Genomic DNA, 23,965 nt, shown 5'->3' with positions numbered 1-23,965 from the left:
TAAAAGTCTTACAATGCGATTTGTACTCCTCCGGAGAATGTCTTAATAGCCGGGTAACGGAAATAGGTTGCTCCCTCTAAGGTCTGCTCTGGATCCATCCCCTTGTGTTTGTACAAAGTGAAGAGATTTTCACCTTGAATAAACACGCGCAGTCGGCTGATGCCAATGCGAGTCATCATCGCTTCTGGAAAAGTGTAACCCACGCTCAGATTCTTCAGACGGGCAAAGCTGCCATCGTACAAAAAGCGTGTTGACGCCGAAGTCCAGTTTAAGTTGTCCGTCGTCAAACGGGGCACATCGGTGTCGCGGTTTTCTGGAGTCCAACGGTTCAGCATCTCTTCGCTCCAAGCACGACCTGGGTTATTACCATTACTCAACAATTGAATATAGTCATTATCTAAAATCTGACCACCCAAACTGAAACTCAATAAAGCGTTTAAGTCAAAGTTTTTGTACGTGATGTTATTCGTGATACCACCAACCAAAGTTGGCAAGGAACTTCCTTGAATAAAGCGACCTGCGTCTCCATATACCGAAGTCGTTTCTTCGGTTTGCATGCCATCCGCATCTGCTTTGTACCACAATGGTGATCCGTCTTCCGGATTGACACCAGCCCAAGTCGGTAGATAAAAATCGTAAATCGATCCACCTAAGCGCAGCATCTTATTACCACGGATGATATTGTTTGCCGTTGGCAATTCAGTAATGCGATTCTTAAAGTGTGAAAAGTTCAGGTCTAAATTCCAGCGAAAGTTTTCATTACGTACTGGAATAGTACGAATATCTACGTCAATACCCGTGTTGCGCATCGTACCGATATTGGCATCATATCCGGTATATCCTGTAGATAAGGCCATCGGCATGGTGAACAATAGATCTTTACTCTGGCGATTGAAATATTCGACAGACAAGGCAATGCGGTTTTTAAGAATTGCCACATCGACTCCGGTATTGAAGTTCAAGTTGGTTTCCCATTTTAAGTCTGGCGTTGCCAAACGATTGGTGACCGTACCGCCCTCACCCAAGCTATTGAGAATAGAATACAAGCCTTGATACGCATAATAAACACCTAAATTATCATTCCCTTGTCCACCATAACTCGCTCTCCAAGTCAACTGATCCAACCAACTTTGGTCTTGCAAAAATGATTCATTGGAGATCTTCCAAGCTGCGCCGAGTGACCAGAATGTGCCCCAACGTGTGCCTGCCGCAAAGCGCGACGAACCGTCTGTACGGATGGATCCCGACAATAAATAGCGATTATCATAGCCGTATTCGGCACGACCTAAGAAGCTCAGCAATCGATAATCTTGACTCAATCCGGTAAAGGAATTCAGCTGCGATGCCGCTACCGGCTCATCCAAACCTGGCAATACAAAACGCTGGCGACTGCCACTCATATTGGTGGTTTGGAAACTGTAAAATTCCTGACCGCCTAATACATTCAGGTGATGCAAACCAAATTGCTTGTCATACGTCAGGATATTATTCCATGTCTGGCCAACCGTACGTACATTACTTTTATTAACCGATCCAAGGTATTCTACTCCTCTACCGACGGAAGGATTCACATAAAAGTGATCGTTTCTGTTGATGTAATCAACACTATACGTAGAGCGAAACTTTAAGTTATCACTGAACACTGCTTCTAAATAGGTCCTCACGGAAGCATTTTCACGCTGGATATCATTTTTGTCCAACGGTAAAGAAGCCGCCAAATTAGAGCGTGGAATAGCCGCACTTGGGCGGTATTCTCCAAAATCCCAAATGCGGTTGCCGGCAGCATCTAAGCGGTAGCTACCATCAGCTTCGCGCTCGTAATACGGATAGAAACCCGGTGTTAATCGCGTAAAGTTGATAATGTTCGCCGTGTTGCTATCTTCCGATTGTGGAAACTGTTGCAACGTGCTGCTGGCTGCCACGTTGAAACCTGCATTCAACCATTCGCGAGCTTTCGTATCAATATTTGCGCGCACATTATAACGTTTAAATCCAGAACCAATCGCGATCCCTTGATCGTCTAGATAACCACCAGAAATAAAATAACTATGCTTTTCACCACCGCCGCTAATGCTCAAATCGGCTTGTAAACGTTGACCTGTACGCTGCAACACGTCCGTCCAGCTATCATCCCATAGTGCTTTTGCTCCGGATACCAAACGACCATCCAACCCCACCGGTTCTGGAAAATTCGATCCGTAAGGATTGATACCCAAATCTGTTACTACAGCAGCACTGGCATTACGCGCAGCGACATCTGCCGCCAAACCATTGGACAAGTTTTTATTGCGCAACGCTTCCCAGTACAACTGGAAATAATCGTCGGTCGATAGTTGCTTATAATCCTGAATAGCTCGGTTTGAAATACCTTTGGTCACGTTTAAATTGATCGCCGCACGATCGCTAGCGCGACCTTTTTTGGTAGTCACGATGATCACACCATTCGCACCACGCGAACCGTACAAAGCGCTAGAGGCCGCATCTTTCAACACACTGATGGACTCAATATCATTCGGGTTTATGGCGTTAATATCGCCGGCGTACGGGTTGCCATCCACCACATAGAGCGGATTGCTCGACGCATTGATCGAACCGATACCGCGAATACGCACGGTCGCATCAGTCCCGGGTTGTCCGGAAGCTGCGACGGCTTGTAAGCCGGGAACTTGACCTTCCAAACCTTTAGAAAGGTTAGAAATTTGTCTGTTTTCTAATTGCTTGCCGTTGATCGTACCAACCGAACCGGTGATATTCTCGCGTCGCGATGTACCATAAGCCACAACCACGACTTCACCCAAATCCCGACTGGCAGCTTCTAAAGCCACGTCCAATCGGCCAGCAGTAGCTGGGCGTTGCACTGTTCCGTAGCCCACGTAAGAGAATTCTAAACGCGCATCGGCTTGTTTGACTTCTATACGATAACGGCCATCTTCTTGCGAAGAAACACCAAATTGTTGGCCAACAACGCGTACGCTCACACCAGCAATTGGTTGGCCGGTAAGCGATTCAGTAATCACCCCTTCTACCACGCGTTGTTGCGCGGCTACGCGGTGCGCTGGCAATACCGCAAGCGCCAGCAAGAGGCTAAAAATAAAGGAAATAGTAGTAAGTTTTCTTTGCATATTAAACAAAAATTTAAATGTATTTGCTAAACGGAGTGGCAGAAACTAACTCTCTCAGATTAGATAAATGCGTCGCGTCAGTAGACGTATTAATACGTGCAGTAGTAATTCGCGAGCAAATATAATATATAATCTATGTAAATGGTAGTCTTTTTAGTGTCATAAATACACTATTCTCTCGGAATCAAGCTTTTAAATTTTTGTAAAAAAATCGGTTATCCAGATTCGCTATTACTGCAAATCTGGATACGCGGCTACCCAAGGTTGATCTACGCCGTATTCTGTAGGTTCTTTGGCTGTTTTGATTTCCAATGTACCGCCATTGGCAATTTCTTCTCTGGTGATCCACAGGCGACCTAAATCCTTGCCATTCAGCAAAATCTGCTGAATGTAGCGACCGCCATCTGGTCCACTCCTTTTCAAGTGAAATGGTTTTCCATTATTTTCCAAGCGAACGGCTTCGAAAAACGGCACCGATACATAGTAGATCGGTTCGCCGATCAGCGGCTGATGCAGACCAATAGCCGACAGCACCCACCAACCCGACATGGCACCTGCATCATCATCCATCGTGCGCACAAATGCTTTTGGTTCATTCTTGTAAATTCGATCAATGTGTGCACCTATACCGCGACTATTATCATTGAAATAATATTGCACCACCGTATCCAAGGCTAAGCGATGCACCCACTCTTGATAGCGCCACGGTGTTGTCGTCGCATTATACAAGGTAAATGATTGCAAATCGGGTTCATTCGCTCTATTGAAATAATAATTATCATAGAAATCATCCAATTGTGCGGTGAATTCTTTCTGCCCACCGGCCAATTCTACCAATCCTGCAACATCAAAAGGCACATTCCAGCGGTATTGTCTAATAGTTCCTTGATACATATTTCGGGCAGACATACGATCCACATCACGTTTAGACAAATCTTTAAACTCCTTGTCCCAAACGGCTTTGTAGCTCTGCGCTCGCTGCTTATATCTGAGATCTTTGCCTTCAAACAGTTGATCCATCGCCCACATATCATAGGCTGCTTCCAGAGATTTATCTGGCTTGGCAAAATCGAATCGAGCGGTATCCCGAATCAGCGAATCTCGAATAGCATCAAAGTGAATATCATATCCTTTGCGTTGCGCATCAAGCAAAACAACCGCAGCATGCTCCGTACGTACGGAGTTGGCTGGCTCGAATGGACCAGCAAAGTCATATTTTCCATAGCGATACAAGTCAGATAATGATGAAGCCACCTGTTGGTAAAATGCAGGATAGGCCAATTCTAACAAAGGCAATTGCGTTTTATAATTATCCCAAACTGCCCAGCCATGTAGGCGCGGTGTTTTGCTTTGACGAACCTGACCATCTGTGGCGCGATAACTTCCATCTATTTCGCTTATGCGATAAGGTGATTGTATAGCGCGATAAAATAGGGAGTAGAATAATTTTGTAAGTTCTGGATCGCCTTGTACCTGGATCGCGCCCAACCACTGATTCCAATCTTGTTGTGCAGCCTGCTTTAAGTCAGCATAGGAGCTTGGCATATTGCGCTCCAAGCGCGCTAAAGCAGAAAGACTATCTACTGCGGAAAATGCAATATTTAATTCTGCTTCTTTCGTGTCTTCTGGTAGAGTAACCCAAATCTTATTGCCTTCGATGCGCCAATCTGCCGCGAGAGGCACTTCCAAAGCATAATAAATCGTGTAAGTCCCGACATGGCAGGTAGTTTTGGCACGCACCGCTCCCACCAATCGATCTCCCTGTCTCTCGAAATGATTGTCGACAAATGCATTGTTAAAAGTATGCGCTAGATCGATGTAGAAACCTTTTGCTCCAGATGGAAACCGAAACACTTCGCGTCCATAATCCTGAAAAGAAACGATCTGCGCAGAAATACCTTCTGTTGTTCCCAACTCATAAAAACCAGGCCCAGCTTTTTCTGCATTCTTATGCAAAGTAGAAATGCGCTCGCCAGAACCTAAATACGGCTGAATCAACAATACGCCGCCCGCACCTTGGCAACCTACCCCTTCCATGCGATTATGCGTAAAACCACGAATTTCTTTCGCCAAATATTCATAACCGGTATGTGTGGTCGGATTGGTAAGCGGCACAATACTGAGTTGGTGAAATGCGGAAGATGCCGCTGGAGATAATTGACCATGATCACCAGATGATCCTAGAAAAACATTGACCTGATCTACTTGGGCAAATACGGTATGAGCTGCTATGGATAGGTACAGCAAGAATATTTTTTTCATAAATAGCTTGTCAGAAAGTATATCCACAAAGATATAAAACCCCTATTAAGTACATGTTAATGAAACCTAAACGGAAGAGAACTAACTTTAGCAATATCATGGTAATAATACGTAGCGTATCAAAACAAAATGTTGTAAGATACCTGATCAACAAATAGCTTTTTTTTTGCGACAGCAGTATATTGGTAATAAAACTATCTGTTACAAAACACATAGTACGATACGTCGAGAAGTGATTCTACTCCAACAAGTACAAAAAATCTGAAAACTCTTAAAAAAATAACCTCTAAACTACTCCTCGACACGTGAAAAGTTCGTCAGGAATTCCTTGATAATGTCATTATTTGCTAGTTTCAAAATAGACTAAAATCATGGCTACTGCACCCAATCATACCTTCAAAATCATAAGGAAATAGAAGAAAATAATCAATCCCGCGAAAAAACAATAAATAGGATGATTTTAAAATATTTACACCCGTAAAAGTAATAAAAAAATAAATTATCTCGCCCTTAAGATAAATTATAAGGTAAACAAACACTATTGAACCTAAAATAAACCCAAAATCCATTTAATGATTACCTCACACACCCTAACACATCACAATTAAGAAAGATTTACAAACATCACCTAAAAAACACCTCAAAAACACATTGTTAGGACACAAAAATTAACAAAAACAAAATTCCCGTAACTTGATTCGTAGATAATTAGCTACAAAAAATTTTAAATGTAGCAGAAGCTGGAACGAAACTGTCGAATTGTAATAGTTTTGCCAGCGGTTTTAAATTTAGAACCACATCAACACTTGGAATGTAGATGCTACATTTCGCATAAGTGGCAGCTAATTCGTTTAACTGCCTATGAAAAACATTTTTACCGTGCAGCAAAAAGACTGCTGAATCTCTGAGCTGTACAAACATCAACCTTAAAAAAACAATAATGAAATCAAAGTATGTAAGCCCCGTAATTGAGGTAGTATTGGTACAGATGGAAGATGATATTGTGAAGTCCTCCGTATTGCCCACCAACCAAAATGGTGCAATCGGTCAGGAATGGGAGGAATTGGATACCGACTACAGAACCATTGACTTAGGAGATTCACAGTGGTAATGAGAAAGCATTTAACATTTATGAATAGCAGAAATCTTTTGGCAGGTGCGATAGCACTTTTCACGTTACTGACAATCAGCGCATGTAGCAAAGAATCTAGCTCGGCAGTGAGTGGCGACGCGAATGTCACCATAGAGCTATTAGGATCTGAAATGGAAGCAGAAGAGGTGAATAATTCCCGCGCAGCAACCCATGCGGGTGGCGACGTAGAGGAAGAACAGACAAAGGTAATTAGCTTAGAGAACAATTTTCAATTGGTGGCTACCCTAACACCTCGAGCAAACGCGTCGGCCTCAGAGGCTAATGGCAATGATCGCAAAGCTGCTGCTACTCAGAATAGAGCGGCAACTACCGTTAGAACGCCGCTGGCTACTGGCGTAAAATACCGTGTTTTAGCGTATTTAGGCGATAATTATGTAGGCAAAATGGATTATGAAGTGGGCAAAGCACCGATTGGTTTCGACAAACTACGCATCGGCTCTACCTACACATTTATCGCCTACTCAGTAAATAGTTCAGCCGAGTTACCAGAAGTGTCCAACGGCACCAAGCTATCTACCGCGAGTTTTACGTCTAGTGAAGATTTGATGTACTTCAGAAGCACATTGAAAATTTCTGAAGGCGACAACTATTTAGGAATCATTCTAAAACATCAGTTCAGCCAGATTACGATGACGACACGCCTCACTGATGATAGCCGTGGCGATATCGTTTCGTTAACGAATGTACGGTTCACCGGACGCGGGAACAGAGCCGCTACGCCACGTAAAAATGGCACCGTAAAACTAAGCAATGGCACACTTTCTTATACTACTGATACCGCTTCGGTAGCCATCAACTACCCCAATTTGGGCGGTGGCTTGCGTAGTGTAACAGCAAGTCCAACCCTATTAATCTCACCACAAGTAACTACAACTGACGTAGTGATTGGCAATTTACTGATTAATGCCACCATCAATGGCAAACAAGTATCTACTGTGCGCAACAATTTGGTCTTGGAAGATTTCTTAATCTCTCCTTACCAAAAATATGACCTAGTCTTGCAGATCAAAAACCCATGTACGGAGCCTACCGGAGATGATACGTTTGAATGGCGTAGTCAAAATGGCACGGTAAAGACAAACACGTTATACGCTAGCGGCGCAAACTACGGCTATACGTTTGACATCTATGAATTGGACAATTCGTTCAATATGGAGATTAACGGACAAAAGTTAGCAACCAAAGAAATTCAATTCGAGTACACTACGGCGTCTAACTTACCTAAGCGGAACGTTAAGTTTGCGGATGGAGGCATTTGGGGTCAAGGCAATGTATTTGAAATTTGGAATATTATTGGAAACAAAGATTATCCATCTGTGAAATTGGTCATCAGCGCTAAAGGTGAAGTATCCCTTTTCGGAAGAAAAAATAATACAGACAGAGCACTATATCCTATCGTATTTAGCGACGACACGAAGTTTAATAAGATTAATTGGAATACAACGGGTCAGAACAAGGTGGTCATCACGCAATCCGTGATCAACATCACCGTCATGCACGGTAGAGGTTACGGAGTAAGAGTAATTCCTTGTCCTGCAAACTAATTTTAGAGAGCCGATCTGCATAAGCAGACTGGCTCTCTAATAACCTTTCTTCTTTTTGCATTATTGTAGAGACTAGGTAATCGATTATCTAGTCTCTATTTTTTTTACGGATGATACTAAAACAATCGCAATTGGCGTCCCTCTTTGGGAATTGATTCAGGTTCGGCAAAGTTGGACATAGTGACGCCCAGTAGTCGAACTTTCAATCCTTCCACATCGACCTTATCCATCAGCTCCTGCACAAGCTCATACATGGCAGTCGCTCCCTCGATTTCATACAACTGTGTTTTGCTACGCGTAATCTGCGTAAAGTCAGAAAATTTAATTTTCACTGTTACCGTTTTACCTATTTTATCTTTAGCCTCTAATCGCTTTTCCAATTTTTCGCAGAGCGTTTTGAGTTCCTGCATCATTTCGTCTTTGTCAGAGATATCCGCCGAGAATGTATCTTCAATACCAATGGATTTTGAAATACGATTTGGCCGCACTGGTCGCGTATCATTGCCGCGTACCATGTGATAAAAAAAGGTGCCCGATTTTCCAAAATGCCGATTAAGGTCGAATTCCGAAAAACTTTTCAGATCTGCACCATTATGTATGCCCATACCTTTCATCTTTTGCGCTGTCACCTTCCCCACCCCAAAAAACTTATCAATCGGCAGCGCCTCTAAAAATGGAATCACTTTAGAAGGACCAATAAAGGTGAGGCCGTCGGGTTTCTGAAAGTCGGAGGCTATTTTAGCAATGAACTTATTCACGGAAACACCAGCCGAAGCGGTTAAGTTAAGCTCGCGCTTGATCGCTTCTTTTATGGCTTTGGCGATATCAATGGCAGAGCCAATACCCGCCTTATCTTCTGTCACATCTAGATAGGCCTCATCTAGTGATAAAGGTTCGATGAGATCAGTATAGCGCCTAAAAATGGCTCGAATATGATCCGAAACTTGCTTGTACACCTCGAAGCGCGGTTTGGTAAACAACAAGTGAGGGCATAATTGCAATGCCTGACGGGACGACATCGCTGATCGCACGCCAAATTTACGCGCTTCGTAACTCGCTGTTGCTACCACACCACGTCCATCTGGCGAACCACCTACAGCCAATGCTTTACCGCGCAACTCAGGAAAATCACGTTGCTCTATGGAAGCATAGAATGCATCCATATCGATATGAACAATCTTACGTCGGTTTTCCGGAGCAGGCAGCATAACGCCAAAATTACGTGAAATAATCTAAGCTGCATTCGGAAACGGACAAACAACATTTTGTCCCTGCGTGACTTACCCACTCGCAATCCAAACCGCAAATCAGCCAAAATGCTAATAATTTGATAATGTTGGAACATTATCTTTGTGCTGTGAGCCAGACCACACCTATGGAAGAATCTACCTATATCACTCGTTTCAGAGATGGTGATCCTATGGCTTTTACTTATTTTTTCGACAGCTATTGGGAGCAGCTGTATACTATTGCGTATCGGCACCTACAAGATGAAGACACGGCAAAAGATATTGTCCAAGAATTGTTTATTCATCTCTGGGAGCGGCGCACGCTAATCAGCACAGACTATCCGACATTAGGCCCTTATCTTTTCAAAGCGTTAAAAAACAAAATCCTCAATTATTACGCATTAGAGAAGGTTCGTAAACAGGTATTGGATCAAGCTATACAACGTATGGACACCTTCACACGCTCTGGTGGAAGTACGATGCAACACTATATGCAACTGGAAGAAATCGTGGACAGCGCTGTAGCTAAGTTACCCAAACTTGTACAAGCAGTGTACCTCATGCGCCTAGACGATTGCTCCATCAGTCAGATCGCGCAAACCTTGAATATTGCCGAACAAACGGTCAAAAACTACCTTTCCGACGCAAAAAGAATTTTGGAGAAAGATATCACTAAGCGTTTTGCAGATCACGACGTCATTCTCTTCTTTCTTACCAACTCTTTCCTTCTTCATAATTACTTAACGTAAACAAAATGTTTTATTAAAGTACTTTCGGTCGTATCGCCTGTAATAGCAGTATAAAATAGCACAGGTGAATTTAGAACGATTTAAGCGTATACTGAAAAATTACCTCGACGGAAAATTATCCGAAGAGGAAGAGCAACATGTTGATGGTTGGTTCGACTCGATAAGCAATGACAATATTGCACCCTTCAGAGATACACATCACAAAGAACAGATAAAAGCAGATCTTCTTGCTCGCATGCCATATGGCACACCGCTGATAAAGCCAACACCTTTGATCAGACGTCCGGTTTTCATATCTATCGCCGCATCCATCGTACTGATTTGTACCATTAGCTTTTTGTTTTTAGACCGCAATTCTTTGTCTATAACTGCGCTAACTAGTCACTTGACCAACAATTTCGAAGAGGTATCTACACCGGCTGGAGAAATGCAAGAATACATACTACCCGATCATTCTTCGATCTGGCTAAGTGGCAACTCCAAAATACGTTTTGATAAAAAAAGCTATTCCGCGGAGCGCAAAATTTACCTGGATCAGGGCGAAGCTTTCTTTGATGTGCAGCGAGATACCTTACATCCTTTTGCGATAGAAACAGGGAACTTATCCATACAGGTTTTAGGCACATCCTTCAATGTGAAGCACTCGACACAACGGAAGCGGGTTACCATTGATGTGAAGACCGGAAAAGTGCTGGTCAAAGATCGACAAAGCCAGGAGCAGCAGCTCCTCACCAAAGGAAAAAGCCTACGCTACGACGCACAAAATGGCTTTCAGCTATTCAATAGCGATCCCACAAATGCCGATTTATGGACTAGAAATGGAATATTTCTACACAACACGACTTTTGGCGAATTGCAAGAAGTCATGCACAGCAGATATGGTTTGACATTGCGCAGCGATAGCTTGAATACCGAAACATTTAGGTACTCGATCTTGATGCCACAGGTACGATCGGTCGATGACCTACTCACCATGATCTGCACCATACACCAAATAAATTACAGGAGGAAAAATGATGAAATAATACTTTACCGATAAGAGATGAATCACTTTGAAAAGCTGGGGGGCTTTTCAAAGAAAAAGTGCTCAACTGTCAAACCGCAAAATCTATCAGTGAGCACCTTAATCAATCATGTTTAAAAACATTTTCACAAATATATGTATAATATAGGAAAGCTTACCAAACTAGCGACGAAGGCTCTTTTCTGCACAGCTGTGTTTTTTGCAGAATTGCCTGACGCTTCGGCAAGCGCACGCGTAAATCAGGAATTAAACGGCAATATCACCATCCAGCTCAAGTACAGCACTGCCGCACAAGCCCTAGTACAATTGTCACAACAGACGGGACTGGCCATAGGCTATGATCTACCGGCATTGAGACTGGACAAGATCCAGATCAAAGAGAAGAAGTTCCAAAATGTCACATTTGATGACGTATTGGATTATATCCTCTCCGATACGAATATCGGATACAAAAAAGTCGCAGGTGGTGTGGTATTAGTAACTAAGAAAGGTAAGCAAGCTAATTTTCCGTTGCGACTGCAAGTCAGCAACGACAGTCAGCAAGCTGTGGCAGGCGCTACGATAAAGATATTATCTATCGGACAAACGATACTTACCGATGCGAATGGGCGGGCAGAAGTACGACTTCCAGAAGGCAATTATACTATCCAGATCACGCATGTGGCGTATAGCAGCAAGGAAGTACAAAACCTAAGGCTGGATGCGCAAAACACCAATATCCGCCAAATCACCATACAAGAAGGTAGCAATGAAATCGGTGAAGTAGTGGTGACTGCGTTAGGTATCAAACGGCAAGATCGTTCACTGGGCTATGCAGTCGGTAGTATCAAAGGAGAAGATTTGAACCGTGTAAACAACGACAATTTTATGATCGGTATGGCTGGCAAAGTTCCCGGCGTATCCATCAGTTCTACTGGCCCTGCTGGTTCTTCTGTCAATATGGTGATCCGTGGCGCTTCATCACTAAGCACCGACAATCAACCTTTGTTTGTGGTAGACGGTGTTCCGTTGATGAATAGTGTGAATAATATTGGTCAGATTGGCGACGACAACAAAGTAGATTATGGCAATGCTATCTCCAACATCAATTCAGACGATATCGAAAACATCTCTATTCTGAAAGGTCCAAGTGCGGCAGCATTGTATGGATCACGCGCCGGAAATGGTGTCGTTTTGATTACGACAAAAAGTGGTAAAAATGCTCAGAAGATGACTATTTCTGTCACGAGCAATACGGTATTCGACATCCCGTATAAGTTTATCAATCTGCACAATAAATTTGCTAGCGGTACTACCCCACTAACACCGAGTGATGTGACCGGTGATCTTATAATTGAGGAAGGATCTAGCTATATGGTGGGGCCAGCATTGGATAAAGGCTACCACGCTATTCAATGGAATAGCCCGAGAGATGCGAATGGAAACCTGATTCCCACAGAGCTAAAATCGTACCCGAACAATATCAAGAACTTCGTGCAAACGGGCATTACCAGTACCAATGGAATCTCTATAGCGAATCGTAGTGAGCGAGTAGATTACCGATTCTCGTATTCTAACATGGTGAATAAAGGAACCATACCCAACTCCGATTTATTTCGCAATAGCCTGAACTTGAATTCGACGATGCATTTGCGGAAAAACCTTTCGTTAGGTCTGTCATTCGACGCCAGTCGCAATAATTCGAACAATCGACCGGCAGGTAATCGAGGCACCAACCCCATGCAAGCTGCGTACGAAGTATCTTCGCATATAAACATCTTGGATTTGGAGAATTATTGGGTTCCCGGTCAGGAAGGCATTCAGCAACTATCCCAATCTCCCGGAAATAAAAACAATCCATACTTCCTTGCTTATGGCGTGAACAATGCATTTGTGCGCGACCGTGTTTTTGGAAACTTGCGTTTGGATTGGAATATCAAAGACAATTGGAGCGCGATGGTACGCTATGCAGTAGATATCTATTGGGAAAACAGGGAAACCAAAATCCCATACAGCTATACCAACGAACCGCGCGGAGCTTATGGCGTCGTGAACTTGATGAATATGGAGCAGAACATCGACTTCTTGACCACTTACAAGGAGGAAATTGGTGACTTTCATGTATCCGGTTCATTGGGCGGAAATCTCCGTTATAACAAAGGAACAGCCGTGAGCAACTCCTCCAAACCGGGATCTGGACTTACTACTCCGGGCTTGTATAGTCTTTCCAATATCAGTCCGTTGGATCTAAACTTTAGCAGTTCGATGTCGGAAAGAGCGGTAAACTCGGTGTACGGATTGATCAACATGGGTTATCGTGATATGGTCTATCTAGATGTTACTGGTCGTAATGATTGGTCGAGTACCTTACCGGTCAACAACCGCTCTTATTTTTATCCATCCGCATCATTAAGCTTGTTGGCTGATCGTATCTTTTCTTTACCGAAACCAATCGGTCTGTTTAAACTTCGCGGTGGCTTGGCTCGTGTAGGTAACGATACGTATCCGTATAATTTAACCAACGTGTTGGGTAATCCGGGAAGTTGGGGCGAATTGCTGCGATTGACCCGTTCGGGCTCCTTATTGGTGCCAGATCTCAAACCAGAAATAGCCACTTCGTATGAAATTGGAGCCGACATCGGTTTTTGGAATAACCGATTGAAGCTGGAAGGAACATATTATAAATTAGACAACAAAAACCAAATTATCCCGACGACGCTACCGGGATCCAGCGGATTCAATGCGAAGAATATCAATGCTGGATTATTGAGCAGTAGAGGTATCGAATTAGCGGTTTCTGGTCGCCCAATTGCCAACGAAAACTGGACTTGGGATATCGGTGCCAACTGGCACCGCAACCGTACTCGTATCGAAGAGCTGTCGGAAGGAGTGAACTTCTACACATTGTGGACAGAAGGCCGAGGCGGAGCACGCACCTACGTTGGCGACGAGATCGGCGACTTATATGATTCGGAGCTCGTCACCGTCAATGATCCTTCATCTCCGTACCATGGTTATCCTATTTTAGATAGAAATGGTTCATGGCAAGCAATACGGATCAACAATACCAAAAATAAGATCGGCAATTTTAATCCTGATTTCAGCATGGGAATACAATCATCCCTACGCTATAAAAAATGGAGCATGAACATCGCTGCCGATATGCGCTTCGGAGGGAAATTCATGTCGCAGACCTATCGTTACTTCGAATCCAATCTTACCACACAACGTTTCTTGGATCAGTTGATTAATCCTAATGGATTGACTGGCGAAGCTTTACGCGATTATTTGGTAGCGAATGATTTGGTACGTGTACAAGGCAATCGCTATCCGATCGTGGGTGGGCCGGGTGAACAATATGGTGGCTATCCGATCAACTCCGGCGGCGTGGTCGGCAACTACGGCGTGTTCAATCCTGGCGTTATCGCGCAATATGATGCCAATAATAATATTATTGGATACACGGAAAACTTGGGCGGGGAAGGCACACAATACATCTCCTACTCCGACAATTATCCATGGGATTTCATGAATGCAGCCACGTTCGATGCATCTTTTATCAAATTACGTGAACTAGGCATCAGTTATGACCTGACCAGCAAATGGTTGCAAGATTTAGGTATCAGCGGTGGTAGCGTTAGTTTATATACGCGCAACTTGATCTTGTGGACCAAAGCGAAAGTGGGTGTCGATCCAGAATTGGCTTTCCAACCGGAAACCAGCTCGCATGGTGGTATCCAATTCAAGCAAGGAATAGAACGCTACAATGTAGCGCCTTGGTCCCTACCTATAGGTTTCAAAGTAAATGTGACATTTTAATCTGACATCGTACCAAACATGAATCATTTCAATAAAATAACAAAAGTAGCGCTAATCTTCTTAGTCGGCCTGGGACTATCGGGCTGTAAAGATTTGACAGAGCTCAATATCAATCCTAACGGCGTAAGTGAAGAAAATGCCAACCCTAACTTATTACTCACGACTATCCTAACCGGAATGGGGAGTAAATACAATGAGTTAAGCTTCGTGAACCTTGGCGGTGTCGTACAGCATACGCAATACGATGCGTGGTTCGATTCGCACAACGATTACGAATGGACAGGCGGAATCTTAAGCTGGGATCCGTACTATGGTTATCTGCGCGACAATGAGCTCTTGCGCCGGCATGCCGAAGAGCAAGGTTTGGAGTTTCATCATGGCGTTTCTTTGGTCGTACGCGCTTACCTGTTTGGCTTGATTACCGACTTGTGGGGCGATGCGCCCTATACCGATGCGGTCAAAGCAGAACTGGGCGATGTGAAATACAATTTCCCCAAATTTGATAGTCAAGAAGTTATCTACAAAGGAATAATTGAAGAGTTGGCACAAGCCAATGAGCTATTGTCTAAACCAGATGGCGCTTACACGTCCATCTTGCCAGCGGCAGATGTATTTTTCAATGGGCAAGCTTCTAAATGGCGCCGCTTCGCGAATGCATTAGCATTGCGGTATTACATGCGCTTATCCGAAAAAGAAACGGCCTTTGCGCGTCAAGGCATTGAGCAGATCATGGCCGATCCAAATAAATTCCCGATCATCTCTTCTGTGGAAGAGGAAGTGTTGATGAGCTTTGCTGGTAATAATGCGGCAGACTCTTGGCCATCCAATACCGTATATGACGCCAGCGGAAGTAGCTACAGACGGGTGAAAATGGCTTCAACTTTGGTCAATCGCTTGCAAGCGATCAACGATCCACGATTAGCCATTTGGGCGAAGAAAGTCGAAATCCCACTGCAAGTAAGTGCCACCGAACCACCTAAAACCAGTAAAATTGTGAATGGTGTGCGCATACTTTCTCCAGATATGGTGCAGGGAATAGCGATCGATACAGATCCAGAATATGTAGGCTTACCACCGAGTGGTTCGAAGAATCCATCAGCGTACAATCTTAATCCTACGCCTGGGCAGACGTCGATGAATCCGCATGTATCCTATATTAACGATATCTACAGAGAGGCTAAAGGCGATTTGCTCAAAGCGCGTTTACTTTCTGCTGCCGAAGTGGATTTTATATTAGCAGAAGCTGCTTGGAAAGGTTGGAATTTGCCAGCATCGGCCAAAACGTATTACGAACGGGGTATCCTGCATTCCTTAGAAAGCTGGGGTAGCGCCAACGCCTATGCTACATACATACAGCAGAATGGTGTTGCTTTTCAAAATACCCAAGCACAGATATTGGAGCAAAAATGGATCGCGAGCTGGACTACCGCAGCACAATCTTGGTTTGATTACCGTAGAACCGGATTGCCTGCGCTAAAAGCTGGACCATCAGCCATTCGTACGCAACTGCCGGTACGTATTCCTTACATGCCCAACGAAATGAGTGTAAACCAGAAAAATGCTGAAGAAGCACTAACGCGTATCGAGAAAACAACGTATTCTCAAGCGGATAACGAAAACAGCGCTTGGTCAAAACCTTGGTTGCTACAAGGCACCAATAAGCCTTGGTAATCCCGAGCGTGTAAACATTGATAAGGAAGCGATCGAGAGCAGTCTTAAACAGGACTGCACTCGATCGCTTTATTCACTTACTAAATCTAGTTCCTTAATATATAATAGATTCCTATGAAAATTAAAAACATACTGCTCAGCCTAAGCTTATCTGGTTGCCTATTGACCAGTCAAGCGCAGACATCCCCTCAAAGCCAACTTCCCGATCGCATCATGCTGACTTGGTCTGCTGATCCATCGACCACACAAACGGTATCTTGGCGTAGTTTTAATCCTTCGGATAAAATCATTGGTCAGATCGTAGAAGAGCAAAGTAATCCAGAATTAGAAACAGCTGCGCTAACAGTGACCGGCACGCAAGATCTTTTGAAACGCGAAACCGGTGCATCAGACGTTTACCGTCAGGTCACATTCACCGATCTAAAACCAGGTACGATCTATGCCTACCGTGTAGGAGATGGTGAAAACTGGAGTTCGTGGAATCAATTTCGCACGGCCGATCAAAAAGGTGACTTCTCCTTCATCTACCTAGGCGACGCGCAGAATGACCTTCGTTCCCGTTGGTCGCGTTCCATTCGCAAAGCATTTCAACAAGAGCCCAATGCACGTTTTATCGTACATGCAGGCGATCTCATCAATCGCACCAATACCGACAGCGAATGGGGCGAATGGTATGAAGGCGCAGGCTTTATCCACCAAATGATTCCGGCCGTACCCACACCCGGAAATCACGAATACAGAAGAGATTCTTTGCGAAATCTAGTGTTAGATCCGCATTGGAAAGTACAATTCCCCATGCCGAAGAATGGCCCAGAAGGTTTTCAAGATGCCGTTTATTACTTAGATTATCAGGATCTACGGGTGATTTCGCTCAACTCCCAACTCATCATGCTCGATTCATTGGCCGCTATCACACAAAGAGATTGGTTAGAGAAAACCTTGGCATCTTCTAAAAAGACATGGAACATCGTCGTGATGCACCATCCCGTATATTCTACCGCCAAAAACAGAGAAAACACCATTCTGATGGAACAGTTCAAGCCGATTTTTGACAAATATGGCGTTGATCTTGTATTACAAGGCCACGACCATACCTATGCACGCGGCGCTGTTGGCAGCCAACGTCCAGTTTATCTGCTTTCTGTAGCCGGTCCAAAAATGTACGATTCCGATTCAGAACGCTGGATGGAGAAATATACTTCTAACACACAACTGTATCAAGTTATTCGTATTACGAATGATAAAATACATTTTTCTAGTTATAAATTAACAGGCGAATTATTCGACTCCTTCGAACTTCCTAAGAAATAAAAGCGATGAACTTCTTTACATATATATTGTTACTTTTCACGCTTAGTTGTACGACACATTTTTCGGCCTTCGCACAATCCAAATTTATCGCAAAGAAGCTTGCGGCAAAAGATCTGCATATCGTTGCCCATCGGGGTGCACATCAACAGCATCCGGAGAATTCTATTGCTTCTATCAAAGCAGCGATCAAACTCGGCGTTACCGTCGTAGAGCTCGATGTACGCAGTACTAAGGACGGCGTATTGATCTTGATGCACGACAAAACCCTTGATCGCACCACGACGGGAACTGGAGAAGTGTACAACTACACCTATGCGGAAATTCAAACCTTGCGTTTACGAGAATCCCCACATGGAGCACCGACTTCGATTCGTATTCCGACGCTATCAGAAGCTTTGAAAGCGAGTAAAAACAAGATTATCGTAGACATTGATTTCAAAGAAGAACGTAAAGAATACATCCGTACCGCTGTGGCAGATATTCAGCAGCAAGGTATGGAAGAGCAAGTTCTATTTTTTCTCTACGATCATACCGATATGTCTTCCCTAAATCAGCTTGATCCTAAAATTACGCCGTTCCCACGTGCGCGCACTATCGCCGATGTATCACAAATTGTAGAAAGTGGGTTAACATCTATTATTCATATCGACGATACGTTCATGGATGTTGCTTACTTGAATTCGCTAAAAGATCAAGGCGTCTTTTTGTGGCAAAATACCTTAGGCGAAATCGATGATCTAGCAGAGTTAGAAGGAACTTCAATTTATAAGTCGTTTTTGAAATCCTACCCATATGTAAAGCTCATACAAACGGATCATCCTGATTTGTGGAGTAAGGTAGCTCATTAAAAAATAGTAAAGATGCGCACCGCACTTAATTGGTCAGTCGGTGTGTATTTTTCAAAGTAAGCAGGTTGAAAACTGCTTACTTGAGACATTGGTCGTGATGTGGACATGGCCAATGTCTCTCTAAAAGGTTTCTCAAAAACCTCATGTTTATATGGCATCTAACATTTATCGAGGCCGAATCCTATTAAAGATAAACATGATCTTTTATTGAAATAATAGTTCCATTTTGCTGTCCAATTGCAGCTGTTGAGGGACTTCTGGGATACCTTGCATTGCAAAATTTTCCCAATATTTATTTTTAAAATCGCTCGTCTCTGGTAGTCTTCGTATATTTTTAAATAACTTCTTCTGGAATGTTTTATATTCCTTTTGGGTTATCATCTTCCGGTTGAGCACATACAATTGAGTACTCACCTCATAGGGCATTAATTCCATTTTACCACGTTTTATTTTGCTAATAAGTGTCTCACTGATTCGTTCTAAATCGTATACATTTATTGCCTCGAGCTGTTGCTTTATCCCATAGACTTCATATACCTTTTCTTCGAATATTTGAAGTTCAAAACCAAAAAGTTTACTACGTAATACCGAATCAGGTTTTACCTTATCCAAGTACAGTTCAATGTTATCTGTTTGTTCTTTAAGATGCCCAACTATTGCATCTTCTTTCCTGATGTATCGATATGATGCCCCGTCATCGACATCTAGTTTACTTAATCTTGTCCCCAAATTTTCTATCGATATTTCTGGCAAAAAACTGAATGACAAAAAATTACCCGTCACCTTTTTGAAATCATGATGAACACTATCATTCAAGAAAATACGGTAATCTATCAGTTCGTATTTGGGAGCGGTGCCCGAAAGAGGGATATAACAATCAATGATTCCATCAAAATAGTATCGATTATTCTGATCATAGTTATCAAAACTCCTATAATAGCAGCTAAGTTTAATGACATCATCTTTGGATAAAGAAGGTCTTTGAATCACCACTTCCGATATATTTTTCGTCATCGGAATCACTTTGTACACTTGCGTATTCTCAAAGTCGTCTACAAAAATGCGAACAGGTTTATAGGCAATGTGATCAGTAACGACATAATTGCTAAAATTCTTCTCGAAAGAATTAGTAGTTAATAATCCAACATGTCCATTGACAGTAGTTGTTCCAATAAGCATTCCGTCTAGATTAAAGACATTCATTGCTGCAATAGGCTGACCACTTAAGCTATCGATAAATTGGATTTGAGCATATGAGTTATCTCCGAGAAAAAGAATATAAGTCAGCAATATGCTAAAAAGTCTAATCATCATGTCATCATAATAATCTGATCCTTACCGCAATAAATATAAATAAAATATCTTTTAAAGTAAAAATATTTACAAAACAACTTTCCGAGGCAAAGACCAGTAAAAAAGAGCCGGATATTTGTCACAAATACAAACCATCAATCCACCACCCAAAAAAAAACTTTTTACGGCTTTAAGAGTTAATAAAGCAAGTTAGCATCGGATGCTGCTTACTAAAAATATATACGGATGGAATACATACACCTGATCGAAAAAACAAACAGCCCATTCTGGGCTTTTGCCATACACGATGGGCATCAGATAGATGATGCGCTGCTACCCTATCTAGTAGCAGACGATGATACGCGATTGCGCGAAGAAGATCCGCAGACAGGCACATTAGCAGAATTACCTTTCAATCGATTTATATCTGCTACATCGCGGTTTCAGCTAGATCTTAATCGCATCCGCAAAGATGCCGTTTACCTGCGGCCTGAGCAAGCTTGGGGCATCTAATCGCCTGAATGGTTTTCGACTTATAAATATTTAAGTTATTATGTTATCACTGTGAAACGATATTTTGAGAGATGTTGTAATATATAGACCCTAATGATTTTCCAATGATATAAAAGAATATCGTTATAATAAGAGCTATTGCAATTACAATAATCAATTTATTTTCAGACCCATTTTTCCCCATACTATAAATATAAAAACTCTCCATAATTAAAAATAAGCAACATTTCAATATTAAAAATCAAAATGTTGCCCAAAATATTATTTATTTGCAAATTCAGTTTCTTTGTAACCGATATAGAAACCAAGCGCAAATGCAATAACTATTAATCCGCCTCCGTTAGTTTCGGAGTATTCTTCCATCGATAATTCATGAATATTTTCCATGCAAAATTTGTTTAATTAGTTAAATAATATTACGCTTTACCTGCAGCCTCGCCTGCTAAATAAGCTCCTCCTACTAGGCTAAGACCTAAGGCAATTAAGCCTATGTAACCGCCATCGATGCTGTTCATCTCATTTGAGTCCAACTCCTGAACACCAAATTTTGTTACATCTAAATTATTCATCTTATCAAATTTTAATAATTTCTACCTACTCTTTTCCAGCTTTTCGGATTCCGCTGTGTTGATCAACAACACTAAAAATGTATCAAAAAACTAGGAGAATAACGGTAACGACCTGAAAATTTGGCAGGGACGGTCTCCCTTAATTGCTCAAATATTACATCATAAGAATTATCATTCTCATGATGTAATATTTATTATAAAAGCAATAAAATTATTTAAAGCGTGAAGAAGCGATACAAACAAAAATGATGTAAAGTTACTTGACTTCTTTTCGATATAGAAGAAAGTGCAAGCATAATACGCTCCTGCAACAACTGTAACAAAAAAATAGATCAAATTATATTGATGTGCTAGAGCGAAAAATAGAGTGGATAAAAGAATAGTTGTGATTTTTTTCTGCCTAAACATTCTTCCGAAATAAAAAACTAGATATTGAAAAATAAATGTTTCAAAGAAAGGGGCTATAAGAAGGGTAATAAAAAAAATGACACATTTAGCATTGTCTTCAATTGGATTTCGCAACAAGCTCTCATCAAACATCGATACTAGAAAAGACAAAAAACCTGTCATTAGAAGCTTGATACTTGCAAATAACAGGAACAACTTTTTTAAATCGTGTTTTTTATTAATTATTTTCTTTATTGACAAATCCGTCAAATATTTGAATAAGATTATTAGTATATGGCAAAATGCCATATACTAATAACAAAACATGATTAATAACGAGCTGAGGGGCCACCGATATTACCATTCATACCACTACCCTGGGCATCCCAAAAAGTGCCAAAAGCATATCCTATAGCATACCCAATGTCTTCAAAAATTCCTCCACCATCAATATCCAAAATTTCAGATTCTGATAGTATTTCTAAATTTAGTTTACTAATATCTTCCATGTTATATAAAATTTATATACTTATTATCGCGTTGCATCGGCAAATCCTTGTTTAAAACCAGATCCAAAATCCATAACGGCATCATAAATTGCAGCAAATTCGAAAGCATATTTCCAAAAATTTCCTCCTGTTACATCACTCATTTCGGCAAAACTTAAGTCTTCAATATTATTGATTTCCAAATGATTCATATAAAATTACTAAAAATTACTTCCTACTCTCTTCCAGCTTTTCGGATTCCGCTGTGTTGATCAACAATACTAAATTAGCCGCACTCACTACACAAAAAAAGTAGTGGCAAAATTATTTCGAAAAAAGGCACAACCACCTGTTATTTCTCGAAATGCGGATCTTTCCAATTTCTCAAATTCCACAGTAATTGAGACCGAGAAAAAACCTTCGTAATAATAAGTATGCCGTTCTCTACAATAACGTATTGGAGCTCCCTGATCTTTGAGCTGATCCAGGATCACAAATAAACGGGAAACAGAAATCCCTAATCTACATGCTAGTTCTGCGGGCTTACCTGTACGTTGTTCTTGTATCAATTTATTCATTAAATTAATACGATCGATATATCTAAACAAATGCATAAATCACTGTTTTATTTAAAAAATTAATCAACTTTAAAATACCATATACGTATCGTTAATCTGATACAGCAACATCTTGTAGCTAAAAAGCGTGCTGTATCTCGCTTTCAGTAATTCACTCTCCGCCTCAATAAAATTTTGTCTACTTGTATTTAGTTCATATATACTGATCTGACCAGTTTTAAAACTAGCTTCTGCAAAGTCTAGCGCTTTACGCGTATCATCTCTTGCCTCCTCTGCATAGTTCATATTCTGATTGTTGACATTATAATTCAAGTATATTTCCTCCGTTTGCTGGCGTATCCAAAGAAGCTCCAAATCATTATCAATACGCAATTGGCTTTCTTTGACATTTAACTGTGGTAATTGGTTTCGCGACCTGCCCCGATCAAAAATTGGTATACTAAGATTCAATACCACTTGTTGAGCGAAATTATTTCGGCTTTGCGTAAGAAAAGGATCCGTAAAAGATTGCCGAAATGCGTTGAAATAGGTCGTAGCTACTGTAGTCGAACCTGAAATGGTCGGATATAGCTGTGATTTTGTGATTTGCTCCTGCAGCTTCAAATCTAGCAAAGACAAAGCATATCTTCGTGCCGTTGGCTGCTTTTGATAGGACTGTAACACGAGGTCTTCCAAAGGCAAGATTTCTTGCTCCATTTTTAAATCCAATTCATCCAGAAGAAACAGTACATCTTTGTAATTTTCCATCTGTATTAACTGTGCTAACTTTAAGCGAGCAAGTTCACGATCCATAATCACCTTCTGTAATTGTTGCATCTCTCGTGTTAAATTTGCTTTAGCCTCATGCAATTCACTCTTAGAGGTCGTTCCAATTTGCGTAGTTTTTTCAGTACGTTCATACAAATGCCTGGAAAACATAACTGCCGAATCCCTAGCTTCCACTATAGCTACTTGCATCAGAACAGAAAGATACGCTTCTACTACTCTCGTGATCAGTTCCCTATCCATAATTTCTTTTTCCAATACCTCCTTATCTATATTAATCGAGGCCTGCCTAGCTTGATTACGAAGTCTATGAAAATTATACAACATGATTTCCGCCGTAATGCCCATGTTGCTATTCAGGTTATCATTTCGTTGTATAGTTCCAAAAATATCCTGAGAACGTCCAAAATTTGTATAAACATTGCTATAGCCTTGCACTGCGGGTAAACGTTCTCGCTTAGCTATAGTATAATCGTACTTTCTAATTTGAATTTCTTTTTCTTGTTTCGATATCTCATAATTTCTGACTAGTGCAGAGTCAATACATCTTTGCAAACTCCACCGCTCTTGCGAGCAGGACACTTTTACGGAAGAGACAATTAAGATGATAGATAATATGTATCTATTAACCCCAATTGTCTTAAAATAACTCATCTTATCG

At 41.8% G+C, this 23,965-nt stretch carries 19 protein-coding genes; 9 read left to right on the top strand and 10 right to left on the bottom strand.

Annotated features, from left to right (window positions below):
* Nucleotides 1-8: 8 nt before the first annotated feature.
* Both DC487_RS14690 and DC487_RS14685 read right to left on the bottom strand, forming a co-directional pair.
* The gene (locus DC487_RS14690) at nucleotides 9-3,122 is read right to left on the bottom strand and encodes a SusC/RagA family TonB-linked outer membrane protein (protein ID WP_116776724.1); all 3,114 of its coding nucleotides are present in this window, start codon (nucleotides 3,120-3,122) and stop codon (nucleotides 9-11) included.
* A 231-nt stretch (nucleotides 3,123-3,353) separates the two neighbouring features.
* Entirely contained in the window at nucleotides 3,354-5,384 is a 2,031-nt protein-coding gene (locus DC487_RS14685; RefSeq protein ID WP_239016398.1) for a glycoside hydrolase domain-containing protein, read from the bottom strand.
* 940 nt (nucleotides 5,385-6,324) lie between these two features.
* Between DC487_RS14685 and DC487_RS17285 the strand changes: the two genes are divergently transcribed.
* The gene (locus tag DC487_RS17285; protein ID WP_165799103.1) at nucleotides 6,325-6,495 is read left to right on the top strand and encodes a hypothetical protein; all 171 of its coding nucleotides are present in this window, start codon (nucleotides 6,325-6,327) and stop codon (nucleotides 6,493-6,495) included.
* 20 nt (nucleotides 6,496-6,515) lie between these two features.
* Complete coding sequence (locus tag DC487_RS14670) at nucleotides 6,516-8,081, top strand: fimbrillin family protein (protein ID WP_133228633.1); 1,566 nt, start codon at nucleotides 6,516-6,518, stop codon at nucleotides 8,079-8,081.
* Nucleotides 8,082-8,197: 116 nt separating this feature from the next.
* Here the strand turns inward: DC487_RS14670 and dinB are convergent, their stop codons facing one another.
* Entirely contained in the window at nucleotides 8,198-9,289 is a 1,092-nt protein-coding gene (gene dinB, locus DC487_RS14665) for a DNA polymerase IV (RefSeq protein ID WP_116776719.1), read from the bottom strand.
* A 125-nt stretch (nucleotides 9,290-9,414) separates the two neighbouring features.
* Here dinB and DC487_RS14660 point away from each other — a divergent pair, with 125 nt between their 5' ends.
* The 6 genes from DC487_RS14660 (at nucleotide 9,415) to DC487_RS14635 (ending at nucleotide 18,711) form a co-directional block, all read left to right on the top strand.
* Entirely contained in the window at nucleotides 9,415-10,059 is a 645-nt protein-coding gene (locus DC487_RS14660; RefSeq protein ID WP_116776718.1) for an RNA polymerase sigma factor, read from the top strand.
* A 64-nt stretch (nucleotides 10,060-10,123) separates the two neighbouring features.
* The gene (locus DC487_RS14655; protein ID WP_116776717.1) at nucleotides 10,124-11,098 is read left to right on the top strand and encodes a FecR family protein; all 975 of its coding nucleotides are present in this window, start codon (nucleotides 10,124-10,126) and stop codon (nucleotides 11,096-11,098) included.
* 120 nt (nucleotides 11,099-11,218) lie between these two features.
* Nucleotides 11,219-14,881 (top strand): SusC/RagA family TonB-linked outer membrane protein, encoded by a 3,663-nt coding sequence (locus DC487_RS14650; RefSeq protein ID WP_116776716.1) that lies wholly within the window; start codon nucleotides 11,219-11,221, stop codon nucleotides 14,879-14,881.
* 18 nt (nucleotides 14,882-14,899) lie between these two features.
* Nucleotides 14,900-16,552, top strand: coding sequence for a SusD/RagB family nutrient-binding outer membrane lipoprotein (locus tag DC487_RS14645; RefSeq protein WP_116776715.1), 1,653 nt, complete (start codon nucleotides 14,900-14,902; stop codon nucleotides 16,550-16,552).
* Between the two features lie 114 nt (nucleotides 16,553-16,666).
* Nucleotides 16,667-17,863 (top strand): purple acid phosphatase family protein, encoded by a 1,197-nt coding sequence (locus tag DC487_RS14640; RefSeq protein WP_116776714.1) that lies wholly within the window; start codon nucleotides 16,667-16,669, stop codon nucleotides 17,861-17,863.
* A gap of 5 nt (nucleotides 17,864-17,868) precedes the next feature.
* Nucleotides 17,869-18,711, top strand: coding sequence for a glycerophosphodiester phosphodiesterase family protein (locus tag DC487_RS14635; RefSeq protein WP_116776713.1), 843 nt, complete (start codon nucleotides 17,869-17,871; stop codon nucleotides 18,709-18,711).
* Nucleotides 18,712-18,915: 204 nt separating this feature from the next.
* On the opposite strand, the gene DC487_RS14630 is transcribed toward DC487_RS14635, so the two are convergent.
* A complete protein-coding gene (locus DC487_RS14630; protein WP_116776712.1) occupies nucleotides 18,916-20,025 on the bottom strand; it encodes a hypothetical protein in 1,110 nt (369 codons plus the stop codon).
* Between the two features lie 225 nt (nucleotides 20,026-20,250).
* Here DC487_RS14630 and DC487_RS14625 point away from each other — a divergent pair, with 225 nt between their 5' ends.
* Nucleotides 20,251-20,517 carry a hypothetical protein gene (locus DC487_RS14625; protein ID WP_116776711.1) on the top strand — a complete coding sequence of 89 codons (267 nt, stop codon included), beginning with the start codon at nucleotides 20,251-20,253 and terminating at the stop codon, nucleotides 20,515-20,517.
* A gap of 261 nt (nucleotides 20,518-20,778) precedes the next feature.
* Here DC487_RS14625 and DC487_RS17375 read toward each other — a convergent pair whose 3' ends face one another.
* The 6 genes from DC487_RS17375 to DC487_RS14600 all read right to left on the bottom strand — a co-directional run bounded on the left by DC487_RS17375 (nucleotide 20,779) and on the right by DC487_RS14600 (nucleotide 23,958).
* Nucleotides 20,779-20,904, bottom strand: coding sequence for a hypothetical protein (locus DC487_RS17375; RefSeq protein ID WP_262508162.1), 126 nt, complete (start codon nucleotides 20,902-20,904; stop codon nucleotides 20,779-20,781).
* A gap of 29 nt (nucleotides 20,905-20,933) precedes the next feature.
* Nucleotides 20,934-21,086 (bottom strand): class IIb bacteriocin, lactobin A/cerein 7B family, encoded by a 153-nt coding sequence (locus tag DC487_RS14620; protein ID WP_116776710.1) that lies wholly within the window; start codon nucleotides 21,084-21,086, stop codon nucleotides 20,934-20,936.
* 177 nt (nucleotides 21,087-21,263) lie between these two features.
* Entirely contained in the window at nucleotides 21,264-21,626 is a 363-nt protein-coding gene (locus DC487_RS17440) for a CPBP family glutamic-type intramembrane protease (protein WP_165799102.1), read from the bottom strand.
* 176 nt (nucleotides 21,627-21,802) lie between these two features.
* A complete protein-coding gene (locus DC487_RS14610) occupies nucleotides 21,803-21,982 on the bottom strand; it encodes a hypothetical protein (RefSeq protein WP_116776708.1) in 180 nt (59 codons plus the stop codon).
* A gap of 23 nt (nucleotides 21,983-22,005) precedes the next feature.
* Nucleotides 22,006-22,173 carry a hypothetical protein gene (locus DC487_RS17280; protein WP_165799101.1) on the bottom strand — a complete coding sequence of 56 codons (168 nt, stop codon included), beginning with the start codon at nucleotides 22,171-22,173 and terminating at the stop codon, nucleotides 22,006-22,008.
* A 435-nt stretch (nucleotides 22,174-22,608) separates the two neighbouring features.
* The gene (locus DC487_RS14600) at nucleotides 22,609-23,958 is read right to left on the bottom strand and encodes a TolC family protein (RefSeq protein ID WP_165799100.1); all 1,350 of its coding nucleotides are present in this window, start codon (nucleotides 23,956-23,958) and stop codon (nucleotides 22,609-22,611) included.
* Nucleotides 23,959-23,965 lie beyond the last annotated feature (7 nt).

Origin of the sequence: Sphingobacterium corticibacter (assembly GCF_003076635.1) — a bacterium.
Classification (GTDB): Bacteria; Bacteroidota; Bacteroidia; order Sphingobacteriales; family Sphingobacteriaceae; genus Sphingobacterium; species Sphingobacterium corticibacter.
Note: the sequence above shows the minus strand (reverse complement) of the source record. Positions and strands in the feature narration are given on the sequence as shown.

What these genes read in the sequence shown, in the direction of transcription:
- DC487_RS14690 (WP_116776724.1), bottom strand. Translation starts at nt 3,122, where the DNA reads ATGCAAAGAAAACTTACTACTATTTCCTTTATTTTTAGCCTCTTGCTG.
- DC487_RS14685 (WP_239016398.1), bottom strand. Translation starts at nt 5,384, where the DNA reads ATGAAAAAAATATTCTTGCTGTACCTATCCATAGCAGCTCATACCGTA.
- DC487_RS17285 (WP_165799103.1), top strand. Translation starts at nt 6,325, where the DNA reads ATGAAATCAAAGTATGTAAGCCCCGTAATTGAGGTAGTATTGGTACAG.
- DC487_RS14670 (WP_133228633.1), top strand. Translation starts at nt 6,516, where the DNA reads ATGAATAGCAGAAATCTTTTGGCAGGTGCGATAGCACTTTTCACGTTA.
- dinB (WP_116776719.1), bottom strand. Translation starts at nt 9,289, where the DNA reads ATGCTGCCTGCTCCGGAAAACCGACGTAAGATTGTTCATATCGATATG.
- DC487_RS14660 (WP_116776718.1), top strand. Translation starts at nt 9,415, where the DNA reads ATGTTGGAACATTATCTTTGTGCTGTGAGCCAGACCACACCTATGGAA.
- DC487_RS14650 (WP_116776716.1), top strand. Translation starts at nt 11,219, where the DNA reads ATGTATAATATAGGAAAGCTTACCAAACTAGCGACGAAGGCTCTTTTC.
- DC487_RS14645 (WP_116776715.1), top strand. Translation starts at nt 14,900, where the DNA reads ATGAATCATTTCAATAAAATAACAAAAGTAGCGCTAATCTTCTTAGTC.
- DC487_RS14640 (WP_116776714.1), top strand. Translation starts at nt 16,667, where the DNA reads ATGAAAATTAAAAACATACTGCTCAGCCTAAGCTTATCTGGTTGCCTA.
- DC487_RS14635 (WP_116776713.1), top strand. Translation starts at nt 17,869, where the DNA reads ATGAACTTCTTTACATATATATTGTTACTTTTCACGCTTAGTTGTACG.
- DC487_RS14630 (WP_116776712.1), bottom strand. Translation starts at nt 20,025, where the DNA reads ATGATGATTAGACTTTTTAGCATATTGCTGACTTATATTCTTTTTCTC.
- DC487_RS14625 (WP_116776711.1), top strand. Translation starts at nt 20,251, where the DNA reads ATGGAATACATACACCTGATCGAAAAAACAAACAGCCCATTCTGGGCT.
- DC487_RS17375 (WP_262508162.1), bottom strand. Translation starts at nt 20,904, where the DNA reads ATGGAAAATATTCATGAATTATCGATGGAAGAATACTCCGAAACTAAC.
- DC487_RS14620 (WP_116776710.1), bottom strand. Translation starts at nt 21,086, where the DNA reads ATGAATAATTTAGATGTAACAAAATTTGGTGTTCAGGAGTTGGACTCA.
- DC487_RS17440 (WP_165799102.1), bottom strand. Translation starts at nt 21,626, where the DNA reads ATGTTTGATGAGAGCTTGTTGCGAAATCCAATTGAAGACAATGCTAAA.
- DC487_RS14610 (WP_116776708.1), bottom strand. Translation starts at nt 21,982, where the DNA reads ATGGAAGATATTAGTAAACTAAATTTAGAAATACTATCAGAATCTGAA.
- DC487_RS17280 (WP_165799101.1), bottom strand. Translation starts at nt 22,173, where the DNA reads ATGAATCATTTGGAAATCAATAATATTGAAGACTTAAGTTTTGCCGAA.
- DC487_RS14600 (WP_165799100.1), bottom strand. Translation starts at nt 23,958, where the DNA reads ATGAGTTATTTTAAGACAATTGGGGTTAATAGATACATATTATCTATC.